Source organism: Ectobacillus sp. OTK, assembly GCF_059698935.1.
Window position 1 is genome coordinate 84,625 of sequence record NZ_AP048547.1, and the last position, 15,297, is coordinate 99,921.

Annotated in this window: 11 protein-coding genes and 2 rRNA genes; all 13 read left to right on the plus strand. The window is 44.7% G+C overall.

The features are described 5' to 3' along the window. Window positions 1–10 precede the first annotated feature (10 nt). Window positions 11–805, plus strand: a complete 795-nt coding sequence (locus AC6HZ4_RS00425; RefSeq protein ID WP_497493100.1) for a type III pantothenate kinase — start codon at window positions 11–13, stop codon at window positions 803–805. Next, on the plus strand, window positions 802–1,677 hold the full coding sequence (hslO, locus tag AC6HZ4_RS00430) for an Hsp33 family molecular chaperone HslO (RefSeq protein ID WP_497493101.1): 876 nt from the start codon (window positions 802–804) through the stop codon (window positions 1,675–1,677). The genes AC6HZ4_RS00425 and hslO overlap by 4 nt, the downstream gene beginning before the upstream one ends. 104 nt (window positions 1,678–1,781) lie before the next feature. Beyond that, on the plus strand, window positions 1,782–2,705 hold the full coding sequence (cysK, locus tag AC6HZ4_RS00435) for a cysteine synthase A (RefSeq protein ID WP_497493102.1): 924 nt from the start codon (window positions 1,782–1,784) through the stop codon (window positions 2,703–2,705). Between the two features lie 311 nt (window positions 2,706–3,016). Next, on the plus strand, window positions 3,017–4,411 hold the full coding sequence (gene pabB, locus AC6HZ4_RS00440; RefSeq protein ID WP_497493103.1) for an aminodeoxychorismate synthase, component I: 1,395 nt from the start codon (window positions 3,017–3,019) through the stop codon (window positions 4,409–4,411). A 6-nt stretch (window positions 4,412–4,417) separates the two neighbouring features. Further along, a complete protein-coding gene (gene pabA / locus AC6HZ4_RS00445; RefSeq protein WP_497493104.1) occupies window positions 4,418–5,005 on the plus strand; it encodes an aminodeoxychorismate/anthranilate synthase component II in 588 nt (195 codons plus the stop codon). Continuing rightward, a complete protein-coding gene (pabC, locus tag AC6HZ4_RS00450; RefSeq protein WP_497493105.1) occupies window positions 4,999–5,871 on the plus strand; it encodes an aminodeoxychorismate lyase in 873 nt (290 codons plus the stop codon). The genes pabA and pabC overlap by 7 nt, the downstream gene beginning before the upstream one ends. Before the next feature lie 3 nt (window positions 5,872–5,874). Then, on the plus strand, window positions 5,875–6,717 hold the full coding sequence (gene folP, locus AC6HZ4_RS00455) for a dihydropteroate synthase (protein ID WP_497493106.1): 843 nt from the start codon (window positions 5,875–5,877) through the stop codon (window positions 6,715–6,717). Beyond that, entirely contained in the window at window positions 6,710–7,072 is a 363-nt protein-coding gene (gene folB / locus AC6HZ4_RS00460; protein ID WP_497493107.1) for a dihydroneopterin aldolase, read from the plus strand. Before folP ends, folB begins: the two co-directional genes overlap by 8 nt. Further along, window positions 7,069–7,584 (plus strand): 2-amino-4-hydroxy-6-hydroxymethyldihydropteridine diphosphokinase, encoded by a 516-nt coding sequence (gene folK, locus AC6HZ4_RS00465; RefSeq protein WP_497493108.1) that lies wholly within the window; start codon window positions 7,069–7,071, stop codon window positions 7,582–7,584. The genes folB and folK overlap by 4 nt, the downstream gene beginning before the upstream one ends. A gap of 175 nt (window positions 7,585–7,759) precedes the next feature. Continuing rightward, the gene (gene dusB / locus AC6HZ4_RS00470) at window positions 7,760–8,758 is read left to right on the plus strand and encodes a tRNA dihydrouridine synthase DusB (protein WP_497493109.1); all 999 of its coding nucleotides are present in this window, start codon (window positions 7,760–7,762) and stop codon (window positions 8,756–8,758) included. 135 nt (window positions 8,759–8,893) lie between these two features. Then, a complete protein-coding gene (gene lysS / locus AC6HZ4_RS00475) occupies window positions 8,894–10,378 on the plus strand; it encodes a lysine--tRNA ligase (RefSeq protein ID WP_497493110.1) in 1,485 nt (494 codons plus the stop codon). 286 nt (window positions 10,379–10,664) lie between these two features. Further along, a 16S ribosomal RNA gene (locus AC6HZ4_RS00480) occupies window positions 10,665–12,203 on the plus strand. 153 nt (window positions 12,204–12,356) lie between these two features. Further along, window positions 12,357–15,282 (plus strand): 23S ribosomal RNA (locus tag AC6HZ4_RS00485). The 16S and 23S rRNA genes sit together here, the layout of an rRNA operon. Window positions 15,283–15,297 lie beyond the last annotated feature (15 nt).

A 15,297-nucleotide genomic window follows, 5' to 3' on the forward strand; every position in this document is an offset into this window, starting at 1 on the left:
TGGTGAGAGCATGATTTTTGTATTAGATGTAGGGAATACAAATGCTGTATTAGGAGTGTTTGAAGGCGGACAATTGCGTCAACATTGGCGAATTGAGACAAATCGCCATAAAACAGAGGATGAATATGGAATTCTTGTAAAGGAGCTCCTTGCTTACGAAGGCATTACATTTCATGATATTACAGGAATTATCATCTCCTCGGTTGTACCGCCTATTATGTTTGCGCTTGAAAGAATGTGTGAAAAATACTTTAAGCTAAAACCGCTCGTTGTAGGACCAGGAATTAAAACAGGCTTAAATATTAAATATGAAAATCCGAGGGAAGTTGGTGCAGATCGAATTGTAAATGCAGTGGCTGGTATTCAACTATACGGAAATCCGCTAATTATTGTAGACTTTGGAACGGCAACTACATATTGTTATATTAATGAAAATAAGCATTATATGGGAGGAGCTATTACTCCTGGAATTATGATATCAGCTGAGGCTTTATATACAAGAGCAGCAAAGCTGCCGCGTATTGAAATTACTAGGCCTCAGGATGTGATTGGTAAAAATACAGTAAGCGCCATGCAGTCTGGTATTTTGTACGGGTATGTTGGACAGGTAGAGGGAATTGTGAGACGTATGAAGGCAGAGGCAAAAAAAGAACCGCTTGTAATTGCGACGGGAGGATTGGCTAAACTAATTGCGGAGGAATCGAATATCATTGATATTGTCGATCCATTCCTAACGTTAAAAGGTCTTCATATTTTATATGAGCGCAATGCAAATTTACAGCTCGAGAAAGGTGAACATCTATGAAGGATTACTTAGTTAAGGCGTTGGCATTTGACGGACAGGTGCGCGCTTATAGTACTCTGACGACAGAAACAGTGAGTGAAGCGCAACGGCGCCACGATACGTGGAGAACAGCGTCAGCAGCCTTAGGGCGTGCTCTAACAGCAGGCGCGATGATGGGAGCTATGCTTAAGGGCGACCAGAAATTAACTATCAAAGTTGAAGGAAACGGTCCTTTAGGGCATATTTTAGTGGATGCGAATTCAAAGGGAGAAGTGCGCGGCTATGTAGCTAATCCACATGTTGATTTTGAGGCTAACGAGCAAGGGAAGCTGCGTGTATACCAAGCTGTTGGTACAGAGGGATCTCTCACTGTTATTAAGGATATTGGAATGCGTGAGCCCTTTATGGGACAAGTTCCAATTGTATCAGGAGAGCTTGGAGAGGATTTCACTTATTACTTTGCGGTATCAGAGCAAACTCCTGCATCTGTAGGTGTAGGGATTCTTGTGAATGGTGATGATAGCATTAAAGCGGCAGGCGGATTTATTCTGCAAATTATGCCAGGAGCAGAGGAGCAAACCATTTCATTCATTGAACAGCGTCTTCAAACTATTCCACCTATCTCTAAGCTTGTAGAACAAGGGCTGATACCAGAAGAAATTCTATCTGAGGTATTAGGAGAGGAAAATGTAAAGATTTTGGAGAAGATGGATGTAGCTTTCCGTTGTACATGCTCACGCGAGCGTATTGAGAATGTTCTTGTAAGTTTAGGAAGAGCGGAACTCGAACAAATTCGTGAGGAAGAAGAGCAAACAGAGGTACACTGTCATTTCTGTAATGAAAAGTATCTGTTTACTAAAGAGGATTTAACTTCGCTAATTGAAAACCTATAGATAAAAAGATTTTGAATAATAAGAAACATCAATTGACAAATAATGATTTATTTGTGAAAATAGAATAAAACCAATAAAAATACTCGGTATTAGGGGTGGCGGAGATGAAAGTAGCAAATTCTGTTTCAGAATTAATCGGACAAACACCAATCGTAAAGTTAAACCGTCTTGTTGACGAGGATAGTGCTGAAGTATATGTAAAGCTGGAATTCATGAACCCTGGAAGCAGCGTAAAGGACCGGATTGGTCTTGCAATGATTGAGGCGGCAGAAAAAGATGGTATATTAAAGCCTGGAGATACAATTGTAGAGCCTACAAGCGGAAACACTGGAATTGGTTTAGCAATGGTAGCTGCAGCAAAAGGTTACAAAGCAATTCTTGTTATGCCAGAAACAATGAGCATGGAGCGCCGCAATCTATTGCGTGCTTACGGAGCTGATCTTGTATTAACCCCAGGCCCAGAGGGCATGGGCGGAGCAATTCGCAGAGCTGAGGAATTGGCAAAAGAAAATGGCTACTTCATGCCGCAGCAGTTTAAAAACGTTGCAAATCCTGAGGTACACCGTTTAACAACAGGACCAGAAATCGTTGAGCAAATGGGCGATCAGTTAGATGCATTTATTTCTGGTATCGGCACAGGTGGAACAATCTCTGGTGCGGGAAGTGTATTAAAGGAAAAATATCCAAACATCAAAATTTGTGCGGTAGAACCAGCTGACTCTCCTGTATTATCTGGAGGTAAGCCAGGTCCTCACAAAATCCAAGGGATTGGTGCAGGATTTGTTCCTGATACGTTAAACACAGACATCTACGACGAAGTTATTCAAGTAACAAATGATCAAGCATTTGAGTATGCAAGAAGAATGGGCCGTGAAGAGGGAATTCTTGTTGGAATCTCCTCAGGGGCAGCTGTTTACGCTGCATTGCAAACAGCGAAAAAGCTTGGTAAAGGCAAGAAAGTACTTGCGATTATCCCAAGCAACGGAGAACGCTACCTAAGCACACCGCTTTATCAATTTGAATCTTAATTCTGTTAATGATTTAAATGGACTTCAAAGCCAGTTGATGTCCATCTGAATCATTTTTGGCAGGGCATTCCATAATTTGGAGTGTCCTGTTTTTATTTTAATTAGGAAGATGTGACTTTTCTTATATAAAATTGAGTTTATGGTATAAGGGAACCCATTATAGAGGAATCATTAGCTTAATGAGAAGGCTTACATCATTACCTCCTTCAGATAGTTCCACTTTTTTCTCTACTTAGGCAGTGAAAAAAGTGAAACAGTTAGACAACTTCGTGTAGAATAAACAGTAGCAATAAAACGAATGAGGTGTAGGTATGCAAAAAACAGCCTTAGCGGTCTCTATCCCTTATAGCCGCTCCTTTTTTCACCAATATAAATTTTTATCACAGAACAAAGAGTACCATGTCATCCTTGAAAGTGGACGAGGCGGCCGATATAGCATTGCTGGTTTAGATGCCGTTGCGGTTTTGCGCGGCAAGGGTGAGGAGCTTCGCATCGTAGAAGGGGAGAATGAGATTGTTCTAAGCGGGAATCCTCTTGATTTGATGAAGGGCTATATGGAGCAAAAGAGAACGGTGCCAAACGCTAGCTATCCGCCGTTTCATGGAGGAGCGGTCGGGTACTTTAGTTATGATTGTATCCGTTATATTGAAAAGCTTCCCTCTATAGCAGAGGATGATTTAAATATTCCAGATGTATTCTTTTTAGTTTTTGATGATGTTTTTGTTTATGATAAGCAAGAGCAGCTGTTATGGCTGATTACCCATTATGAGACAGATCAAGAGGCTGCACAGAAGCACTTAGAAGAGCTGACAGCTATGTGGACACAGGAAGTTCCCGCTGTGTTTACTGAGATAGAGAGCATCTCAGGTGGGGAGGCAACGGTTTCTTTTACTGAAGAGGGATTTATAGATGCTGCTAAGCGTGTACAAGACTATATTGCAGCTGGTGATGTATTTCAAGTGAATTTATCTGTTCGCCAATCTCAGCCTCTTCGCGCTCATCCAATGGAAATTTACACAAGCCTTCGAGAAATCAATCCATCTCCTTATATGGGGTATTTAGAACTGTCTGACTTCCAAATCGTCAGCGGCTCGCCAGAGCTTCTTATTAAGAAGATGGGGACGGAGGTTAGTACAAGACCTATTGCAGGAACACGTTCACGCGGTAAAGATGAGGCTGAGGATGAGGCTTTGGCAAGAGAATTAATTGAAAATGAAAAGGAACGCGCAGAGCATGTAATGCTCGTGGATTTAGAGCGAAATGACCTTGGACGTGTATGTGAGTATGGGACTGTAAATGTTAATGAGTTTATGGTAATTGAAAAGTACTCGCATGTAATGCATATTGTATCAAACGTAAGAGGGGAATTACAAAGAGACAAGGATGCTTTTCATATCGTAAAAGCTGTCTTTCCGGGTGGTACCATTACAGGGGCTCCTAAAATTCGTACGATGGAAATTATTGAAGAGCTTGAGCCTGTACGAAGAGGGATTTATACGGGATCTATTGGCTGGATTGGTTATTCAGGAGATATGGAACTTAATATTGTCATCCGCACTCTCCTTGCTAAGGATGGTCAAGCGTATGTGCAGGCTGGGGCTGGTATTGTCATTGACTCAAATCCAAAAAATGAGTATAAAGAATCACTAAAGAAAGCAATTGCCTTATGGCGTGCGAAAGAACGAAGTGAAGAAACGGTAAGGTGAGCGTAGATGATTTTAATGATTGATAATTATGATTCCTTTACATTCAATCTTGTACAATTTCTTGGAGAGCTTGGACAAGAGCTTATAGTGAAACGAAATGATGAGGTGACTATTGAAGAAATCGAGGAATTAGCCCCTTCCTTCTTAATGGTTTCACCAGGGCCGTGCAGTCCAAATGAAGCTGGGATTAGCTTGCGCGTAATTGAACATTTTGCGGGTAAAATCCCTATTCTTGGCGTGTGTTTAGGTCATCAATCTATTGCGCAGGTGTTCGGTGGTGATGTAGTACGAGCAGAACGGCTTATGCATGGTAAAACATCACCTATGTATCATGACAGCAAAACCATTTTTCAGGATATCCCAAACCCATTTCATGCGACTCGTTACCATTCTCTTATTGTGAAGAAGGAAACACTGCCGGATTGCCTGGAGGTTTCTTCGTGGACCGAAGAGGGTGAAATTATGGGGATTCGTCATAAAACGCTGCCGATTGAAGGGGTACAGTTTCACCCAGAGTCCATTATGACATCGCACGGCAAGGAGCTTTTGCAAAATTTTATTGCGTATTATAGCCGGAGCAAGGCAATATGCTGATTTACGTAAACGGAAAGTTCGTCGAAAGCAGTGAAGCCGTGATTTCCCCATATGACCATGGCTATTTATATGGTCTTGGGGTGTTTGAAACGTTTCGTATTTACGAGGGTCATCCGTTTTTATTCCAAGATCATTATGAGCGGCTTACAACCGCTCTTTCCTGTTTACATATTAAATGGCATATGACAATGGAAGAGGCTTGGCAGATCATAAAGGAACTCCTCGTGCGAAATAATTTCCAAAATGCATATATTCGCTTTAATGTTTCAGCAGGAGCGGGAGAGATTGGTTTGCAAACGGAAGTATATGAGCAGCCATCTATTATTGTGTTTATAAAACCATTGCCTCCTGCTGGAGGGGTTATAGAAAAAGAAGGGGTCATTCTGGAGCAGAGGCGCAATACACCGGAGGGGGCATTCCGCCTTAAGTCACACCATTATTTAAATAATATCTTAGGAAAACGCGAAATCGGACAAGACCTTGGGAAAGAGGGGATTTTTTTAACTGAATCTGGATATCTGGCAGAAGGGATTGTCTCGAACGTATTTTTTGTCAAAAATGGATTGCTATATACACCGTCTTTAGAAACAGGAATTTTAAATGGGATTACACGTGAGTTTATTCTTGCTCTTGCGCAGGAGCAGGGGATTTTTTATAAAGAGGGGCTATTTACGGAGTTGGAATTGTTAAACAGTGATGAAATCTTCGTTACAAATTCGATTCAAGAAATTGTACCGATTCGTTCTCTTCTCTCTCGTGTGTTTCCAGGAAAGAATGGAGAAGTGACGCGGCAGCTCATAGCTGCTTATCATCAATATAGGCATACACTTTGGAGTAGATTTGAATTGAGTGAAAGGAGAGGCTAAAGCTTGGAGCTGGTAACGAATATTCAGTGTGGCTTGCATGAGTTAAATATTGCAGAAAAAACAATTATTATGGGTATTTTGAATGTTACGCCTGATTCTTTTTCCGATGGCGGACGTTATAATGCGGCAGAAGCAGCGGCTGCTCGTGCAAAGGAAATGGTTATGCAAGGAGCAGATATTATTGATATTGGCGGTGAATCGACACGTCCTGGTTTTGTGAAAATATCTGTTGAGGAAGAACTGAGTCGCGTAGTGCCGATGATTAGGGCTGTTGCACAAGAGGTAAAAGAACCTATTTCCATCGATACCTATAAGGCGGAAGTTGCAAAACAGGCGGTTGAGGCGGGCGCACGCATGATTAACGATATTTGGGGAGCAAAGGCAGAGCCGCGAATTGCGGAGGTGGCAGCGCACTATGAGGTCCCTATTGTTTTGATGCATAACCGTGACAATATGAATTATCACAGCTTAATTGCTGATATGATTGCTGATTTGTATGAAAGTGTCAAAATCGCCAAAGCAGCTGGTGTACGAGATGAAAACATTATTTTAGACCCAGGTATTGGTTTTGCGAAAACATCGGAACAAAACTTGGAAGTAATGCGCAATCTTGAAAAGTTTACTATACTTGGTTATCCGCTTCTTCTTGGAACCTCGAGAAAATCTTTTATTGGCAATGTTCTTGATTTACCTGTAAGTGAACGGATGGAAGGAACAGGTGCAACAGTTTGTCTTGGTATTCAAAAGGGATGCGATATTGTGCGTGTGCATGATGTGTTAGAAATGGCAAGAATGGCTAAAATGATGGATGCGATGCTTGGGAAAGGGGAGCAACGCATTGGATAAAATTTTTGTTACTGAAATGGAGTTTTATGGATACCACGGCGTTTTTCCTGAGGAGAACAAGTTAGGACAACGCTTTAAAGTAGATTTAACGGTAGAGCTTGATTTAAAGGAAGCGGGGACAACAGATAATTTAAACCATTCAGTTAACTATGGAGAGCTTTATAATACATGTAAGCAGATAGTAGAGGGGAAACCCTATAAGCTTATAGAAGCTGTTGCTGAGAACATTGCGGCGAATATTTTCAATCAGTATCCCCTCGTACAGCGCTGCATTGTAAAGGTTATTAAACCAGATCCTCCTATCCCAGGGCATTACCGTTCTGTGGCGGTTGAAATTACGAGGGAAAGATTATGAAGAATATAGTATATTTAGGTTTAGGCTCTAACTTAGGAGACCGCTGCCAGCATTTGCGCGAGGCGGTTCTTTTATTGCAGGAACATCGTGATATTGAGATTGAAGATATTTCCTCGATTTATGAAACAGACCCTGTCGGATACACAGAACAAGATAAATTTTTAAATCTCGTTATAAAAATTTCTACCAGTATGAAACCGGAAGAGTTGTTGCAAATCATGCAGCGTATAGAGAAGCTTTTAGGAAGAACAAGGGAAATTCATTGGGGACCAAGAACAATAGACCTTGACATTTTACTGTATAATCAAGAAAATATTGAAACAGAGAGCCTTGTTGTTCCTCATCCTCGTATGTTTGAACGAGCTTTCGTCTTAATTCCTTTATTAGAAGTTTATAGTGAGCTTAGTAATAGGATCTCACCTTCGCAGCTAGAAGAGATGAGAAGGCGAGAGGGAGTTGTCATATGGAAGAGGAGAAGTGAGGAAGACGCATTTGTGCTTTTCGAAGGCTGAAGGGTTAGGCGCAGAAAGGCTTCGCGAAGCTTTTAAGCGTACCCGGTATCTATTTTAGAGGAAGTGGAAGGAGTAAATCGTGCATCATTGCAAGATTTACTTACAGAAATTGCAGAGGCTTTGAACGTTTCTATAGATGATTTATTAAGCAAGGGATAGGAAGGGAGGAAACAAAATGTTAAAGATCGGAAATATCGAAATGAAAAATCCGGTTGTATTAGCACCGATGGCAGGTGTATGTAACGCTGCATTTCGTTTAACTGTGAAGGAATTTGGTGCGGGTTTAGTATGTGCGGAAATGGTAAGTGATAAAGCGATTCTATTTAATAATCAAAAAACGCTAGATATGCTGTATATTGATGAGCGCGAAAAACCGCTCAGTCTGCAAATTTTTGGCGGTGAAAAGGAAACTCTTGTAGAAGCCGCAAAATTCGTAGACAAAAATACAACAGCAGATATTATTGATATTAATATGGGTTGTCCGGTTCCAAAAATTACAAAATGTGATGCGGGTGCAAAATGGCTCCTAGATCCGAATAAGGTATATGAAATGGTAGCGGCTGTTGTGGATGCAGTGAACAAGCCGGTAACAGTGAAAATGCGCATCGGATGGGATGAAGATCATATATTCGCGGTAGAAAATGCGCTTGCTGTACAACGTGCAGGCGGGCAAGCTGTCGCTGTTCATGGTCGTACTCGTTCACAGATGTATGAAGGAAAGGCAGATTGGAACATTATTAAACAGGTGAAGGAAGCGGTCCATATTCCAGTTATCGGAAACGGGGATGTAGAAACACCTCAGGATGCGAAGCGCATGCTTGATGAAATTGGGGTGGACGGCGTTATGATTGGACGCGCTGCACTTGGAAACCCATGGATGATTTACCGTACAGTAAAGTATTTAGAAACGGGAGAACTCATAGCAGAACCAAGTGTTCGTGAAAAAATTGATGTGTGTATTCTTCATTTAGACCGCTTGATTGATTTGAAAAATGAAAGCATTGCGGTAAAAGAGATGAGAAAGCACGCTGCTTGGTACCTCAAGGGCGTTCGTGGAAATGCAAGAGTGCGTAACTCTGTCAATGAATGTAATACACGTGAGCAAATGGTATCTCTGCTTACTTCTTTTGTAGAGGAAGTTGAGCAAAAGGAGAACGCTGCCCAAGCGGGATAAGTGTTTGACATTACAAGATATACTGCCTATAATTACGTCGAAGACTGCCGGTGAAATACTGGCAGTTTTTCTAGTTGCAGAGAAAATGCTATACTGTATATATTGTAAAATTTAAGAAAGCCTGGAGTTGATAAAATGAGCCACGAAGAGTTAAATGACCAGCTGTTAGTGCGCCGGGAGAAGTTACATAATCTACGTGAGAAAGGAATTGACCCGTTCGGAAAGCGTTTTGAACGTACTCATTCCACAAAACAGCTATTTGAATTGTTTGAAGGAATGTCAAAAGAAGAGTTAGAAGAGAAGGGTCCGACTGTTTCGCTTGCTGGTCGCATTATGACGAAGCGCGGTAAAGGGAAGGCTGGATTTGCACATGTTCAAGACTTAGAAGGGCAAATTCAGATATATGTTCGTCAGGATGCTGTAGGTGAGGAGCAATATGAACTGTTTGACACGGCTGATTTAGGAGATCTTGTTGGTGTAGAAGGTGCTATTTTCAAAACGAAGGTAGGCGAGCTTTCTGTAAAAGTAACAAACTTTACGTTACTTACAAAGTCACTTCGCCCGCTTCCGGATAAGTACCATGGTCTAAAGGATGTTGAGCAGCGTTACCGTCAACGTTATGTGGACTTGATTACAAGCATGGAGAGCCGCCAAACATTTATTGCAAGAAGTAAAATTATTCAAGCGATGAGAAGATATTTAGATGATCACGGTTATCTTGAGGTAGAAACTCCGATGATGCATGCGATTGCGGGTGGAGCATCTGCACGCCCATTTATTACGCATCACAATGCTTTAGATATGGAGCTATATATGCGTATTGCGATTGAGCTTCATTTGAAGCGTTTAATCGTTGGCGGTTTGGAAAAGGTATACGAAATTGGACGTGTATTCCGTAACGAAGGAATTTCAACGCGTCATAATCCGGAATTTACGATGATTGAGTTGTACGAAGCGTATGCAGACTATCAAGATATTATGCAGCTTACAGAGAATTTGATTGCTCATATTGCAAAGGAAGTATTAGGTACAACAACTGTGCAATACGGCGAACATGAAGTAGACTTAAAGCCTCAATGGAAACGACTCCACATGGTAGATGCCATTAAGCAATACTGTGGAGCTGATTTCTGGAATCCAATGAGTGTGGAGGACGCTCGTGCTTTAGCGAAGGAGCATAATGTTGAAATCAAAGATACTATGGAAGTAGGTCACATTATTAATGAATTCTTCGAGCAAAAGGTAGAAGAGCACTTAATCCAACCTACATTCATCTATGGCCATCCAGTGGAAATTTCTCCGCTTGCGAAGAAGAACGATGAAGACCCACGCTTCACTGATCGTTTTGAGCTATTTATCGTAGCCCGTGAGCATGCAAATGCCTTCACTGAATTGAACGACCCGATTGATCAGAAGGAGCGCTTTGAAGCTCAATTAAAAGAGCGTGAGCAAGGAAATGATGAAGCCCATATGATGGATGATGATTATATTGAGGCGTTAGAGTATGGTATGCCTCCTACGGGCGGACTTGGTATTGGAATTGACCGTCTTGTTATGCTGTTAACGAATTCTCCGTCTATTCGCGATGTATTGTTGTTCCCGCTTATGAGACATAAGTAAGACTGAGCTTTGGAGAGATCTCCAAAGCTTTTCTTTTTATGAGCAGGATTGCGTAGTTCTTTAAAATACAAAAAAATAATAAAAAAACTATTGCTTTCTAATGATTTAATTGTTATATTAATATTCGTCGCTGAGAACAAAACGATCTGAAATGAATAAAAAAGATTGTTGACAGCAATAAGACAAGATGTTATATTGTTAAAGTCGCTTTGAGCGGCAAATAGTTCTTTGAAAACTGAACAAAACACAAAACGTCAATTTTTATTTATGAAGCTAGACAAACACTTTTATGGAGAGTTTGATCCTGGCTCAGGATGAACGCTGGCGGCGTGCCTAATACATGCAAGTCGAGCGAGGTTCTTCGGAACCTAGCGGCGGACGGGTGAGTAACACGTGGGTAACCTGCCTGTAAGACTGGGATAACTTCGGGAAACCGAAGCTAATACCGGATACTTTTTCGCATCGCATGATGTGAAATGGAAAGGCGGCCTTTGGCTGTCACTTACAGATGGACCCGCGGCGCATTAGCTAGTTGGTGAGGTAACGGCTCACCAAGGCGACGATGCGTAGCCGACCTGAGAGGGTGATCGGCCACACTGGGACTGAGACACGGCCCAGACTCCTACGGGAGGCAGCAGTAGGGAATCTTCGGCAATGGGCGAAAGCCTGACCGAGCAACGCCGCGTGAGCGATGAAGGCCTTCGGGTCGTAAAGCTCTGTTGTTAAGGAAGAACAAGTACGAGAGTAACTGCTCGTACCTTGACGGTACTTAACGAGAAAGCCACGGCTAACTACGTGCCAGCAGCCGCGGTAATACGTAGGTGGCGAGCGTTATCCGGAATTATTGGGCGTAAAGCGCGCGCAGGCGGTTTCTTAAGTCTGATGTGAAAGCCCACGGCTCAACCGTGGAGGGTCATTGGAAACTGGGAAACTTGAGTGCAGAAGAGGAAAGCGGAATTCCACGTGTAGCGGTGAAATGCGTAGAGATGTGGAGGAACACCAGTGGCGAAGGCGGCTTTCTGGTCTGTAACTGACGCTGAGGCGCGAAAGCGTGGGGAGCAAACAGGATTAGATACCCTGGTAGTCCACGCCGTAAACGATGAGTGCTAAGTGTTAGAGGGTTTCCGCCCTTTAGTGCTGAAGTTAACGCATTAAGCACTCCGCCTGGGGAGTACGGTCGCAAGACTGAAACTCAAAGGAATTGACGGGGGCCCGCACAAGCGGTGGAGCATGTGGTTTAATTCGAAGCAACGCGAAGAACCTTACCAGGTCTTGACATCCTCTGACAACCCTAGAGATAGGGCTTCCCCTTCGGGGGCAGAGTGACAGGTGGTGCATGGTTGTCGTCAGCTCGTGTCGTGAGATGTTGGGTTAAGTCCCGCAACGAGCGCAACCCTTGATCTTAGTTGCCAGCATTTAGTTGGGCACTCTAAGGTGACTGCCGGTGACAAACCGGAGGAAGGTGGGGATGACGTCAAATCATCATGCCCCTTATGACCTGGGCTACACACGTGCTACAATGGACGGTACAAAGAGTCGCAAGACCGCGAGGTGGAGCTAATCTCATAAAACCGTTCTCAGTTCGGATTGCAGGCTGCAACTCGCCTGCATGAAGCTGGAATCGCTAGTAATCGCGGATCAGCATGCCGCGGTGAATACGTTCCCGGGCCTTGTACACACCGCCCGTCACACCACGAGAGTTTGTAACACCCGAAGTCGGTGGGGTAACCCTTACGGGAGCCAGCCGCCTAAGGTGGGACAGATGATTGGGGTGAAGTCGTAACAAGGTAGCCGTATCGGAAGGTGCGGCTGGATCACCTCCTTTCTATGGAGACTTTCACGAATGCAGTTCGTGATAAGTAAAAGACGTTTTAGATGTTTTGTTCAGTTTTGAAGGAACTATCCTTCAAATGATGTTCCTTGAAAACTAGATAACAAATACTGTGCTATAGTAAAAACAAAGTGTAAACTTTTTAATGATTAAGTTAGAAAGGGCGCACGGTGGATGCCTTGGCACTAGGAGCCGATGAAGGACGGGACTAACACCGATATGCTTCGGGGAGCTGTAAGTGAGCTTTGATCCGGAGATTTCCGAATGGGGAAACCCACCATCCGTAATGGGATGGTATCTTCACCTGAATCCATAGGGTGTTGATGGCATACCCGGGGAACTGAAACATCTAAGTACCCGGAGGAAGAGAAAGCAAACGCGATTTCCTAAGTAGCGGCGAGCGAAACGGAAGATAGCCCAAACCAAGAGGCTTGCCTCTTGGGGTTGTAGGACGCTCTATATGGAGTTACAAAGGAACGGGGTAGATGAAACGGTCTGGAAAGGCCTGTCATAGAAGGTAACAACCCTGTAGTCGAAACTTCGTTCCCTCTTGAGCGGATCCTGAGTACGGCGGAACACGTGAAATTCCGTCGGAATCCGGGAGGACCATCTCCCAAGGCTAAATACTCCCTAGTGACCGATAGTGAACCAGTACCGTGAGGGAAAGGTGAAAAGCACCCCGGAAGGGGAGTGAAAGAGATCCTGAAACCGTGTGCCTACAAGTAGTCAGAGCCCGTTCATGGGTGATGGCGTGCCTTTTGTAGAATGAACCGGCGAGTTACGATCCCGTGCAAGGTTAAGCTGAAAAAGCGGAGCCGCAGCGAAAGCGAGTCTGAATAGGGCGTCATAGTACGTGGTCGTAGACCCGAAACCGGGTGATCTACCCATGTCCAGGGTGAAGGTAGGGTAACACCTACTGGAGGCCCGAACCCACGCACGTTGAAAAGTGCGGGGATGAGGTGTGGGTAGCGGAGAAATTCCAATCGAACCCGGAGATAGCTGGTTCTCCCCGAAATAGCTTTAGGGCTAGCCTCAAGTGTGAGAGTCTTGGAGGTAGAGCACTGATTGGACTAGGGGCCCCCATCGGGTTACCGAATTCAGTCAAACTCCGAATGCCAATGACTTATCCTTGGGAGTCAGACTGCGAGTGATAAGATCCGTAGTCAAAAGGGAAACAGCCCAGACCGCCAGCTAAGGTCCCAAAATGTATGTTAAGTGGAAAAGGATGTGGAGTTGCTTAGACAACTAGGATGTTGGCTTAGAAGCAGCCACCATTTAAAGAGTGCGTAATAGCTCACTAGTCGAGTGACTCTGCGCCGAAAATGTACCGGGGCTAAACATACTACCGAAGCTGCGGATTGATACCTTTTGGTATCAGTGGTAGGGGAGCGTTCTAAGGGCGGTGAAGCCAGATCGGAAGGACTGGTGGAGCGCTTAGAAGTGAGAATGCCGGTATGAGTAGCGAAAGATAGGTGAGAATCCTATCCACCGAATGCCTAAGGTTTCCTGAGGAAGGCTCGTCCGCTCAGGGTTAGTCGGGACCTAAGCCGAGGCCGAAAGGCGTAGGCGATGGACAACAGGTTGATATTCCTGTACCACCTCTTTACCGTTTGAGCGATGGAGGGACGCAGAAAGATAGGGGATGCATGCCGCTGGTTGTGCATGTCTAAGCAGTTAGGCTGGTAAGCAGGCAAATCCGCTTACCGTAAAGGCTGAGCTGTGATGGGGAAGCCCTTTATGGGCGAACTCCCTGATTCTACGCTGCCAAGAAAAGCTTCTAGCGATGGTATTTGGTGCCCGTACCGCAAACCGACACAGGTAGGCGAGGAGAGAATCCTAAGGTGAGCGAGAGAACTCTGGTTAAGGAACTCGGCAAAATGACCCCGTAACTTCGGGAGAAGGGGTGCTCTTCGTAAGGAGAGCCGCAGTGAATAGGCCCAAGCGACTGTTTAGCAAAAACACAGGTCTCTGCGAAGCCGCAAGGCGAAGTATAGGGGCTGACACCTGCCCGGTGCTGGAAGGTTAAGAGGAGAGGTTAGCTCTAGGCGAAGCTTTGAATCGAAGCCCCAGTAAACGGCGGCCGTAACTATAACGGTCCTAAGGTAGCGAAATTCCTTGTCGGGTAAGTTCCGACCCGCACGAAAGGTGTAACGACTTGGGCACTGTCTCAACCAGAGACTCGGTGAAATTATAGTACCTGTGAAGATGCAGGTTACCCGCGACAGGACGGAAAGACCCCGTGGAGCTTTACTGTAGCCTGATATTGAATTTTGGTACAGCTTGTACAGAATAGGCGGGAGCCTGGGAAGCCGGAGCGCCAGCTTCGGTGGAGGCGCCTGTGGGATACCGCTCTGGCTGTATTGAAGTTCTAACCCGCGCCCCTCATCGGGGCGGGAGACAGTGTCAGGTGGGCAGTTTGACTGGGGCGGTCGCCTCCTAAAGTGTAACGGAGGCGCCCAAAGGTTCCCTCAGAATGGTTGGAAATCATTCGAAGAGTGTAAAGGCATAAGGGAGCTTGACTGCGAGACCTACAAGTCGAGCAGGGACGAAAGTCGGGCTTAGTGATCCGGTGGTTCCGCATGGAAGGGCCATCGCTCAACGGATAAAAGCTACCCCGGGGATAACAGGCTTATCTCCCCCAAGAGTCCACATCGACGGGGAGGTTTGGCACCTCGATGTCGGCTCATCGCATCCTGGGGCTGTAGTCGGTCCCAAGGGTTGGGCTGTTCGCCCATTAAAGCGGTACGCGAGCTGGGTTCAGAACGTCGTGAGACAGTTCGGTCCCTATCCGTCGCGGGCGCAGGAAATTTGAGAGGAGCTGTCCTTAGTACGAGAGGACCGGGATGGACGCACCGCTGGTGTACCAGTTGTTCTGCCAAGGGCATCGCTGGGTAGCTATGTGCGGACGGGATAAGTGCTGAAAGCATCTAAGCATGAAGCCCCCCTCAAGATGAGATTTCCCATAGCGTCAAGCTAGTAAGATCCCTGAAAGATGATCAGGTTGATAGGTCTGAGGTGTAAGCGTGGCGACACGTGCAGCTGACAGATACTAATCGATCGAGGGCTTAATCATAATTACACAACGCAG

What these genes read in the sequence shown, in the direction of transcription:
- AC6HZ4_RS00425 (WP_497493100.1), top strand. Translation starts at nt 11, where the DNA reads ATGATTTTTGTATTAGATGTAGGGAATACAAATGCTGTATTAGGAGTG.
- hslO (WP_497493101.1), top strand. Translation starts at nt 802, where the DNA reads ATGAAGGATTACTTAGTTAAGGCGTTGGCATTTGACGGACAGGTGCGC.
- cysK (WP_497493102.1), top strand. Translation starts at nt 1,782, where the DNA reads ATGAAAGTAGCAAATTCTGTTTCAGAATTAATCGGACAAACACCAATC.
- pabB (WP_497493103.1), top strand. Translation starts at nt 3,017, where the DNA reads ATGCAAAAAACAGCCTTAGCGGTCTCTATCCCTTATAGCCGCTCCTTT.
- pabA (WP_497493104.1), top strand. Translation starts at nt 4,418, where the DNA reads ATGATTTTAATGATTGATAATTATGATTCCTTTACATTCAATCTTGTA.
- pabC (WP_497493105.1), top strand. Translation starts at nt 4,999, where the DNA reads ATGCTGATTTACGTAAACGGAAAGTTCGTCGAAAGCAGTGAAGCCGTG.
- folK (WP_497493108.1), top strand. Translation starts at nt 7,069, where the DNA reads ATGAAGAATATAGTATATTTAGGTTTAGGCTCTAACTTAGGAGACCGC.
- dusB (WP_497493109.1), top strand. Translation starts at nt 7,760, where the DNA reads ATGTTAAAGATCGGAAATATCGAAATGAAAAATCCGGTTGTATTAGCA.
- lysS (WP_497493110.1), top strand. Translation starts at nt 8,894, where the DNA reads ATGAGCCACGAAGAGTTAAATGACCAGCTGTTAGTGCGCCGGGAGAAG.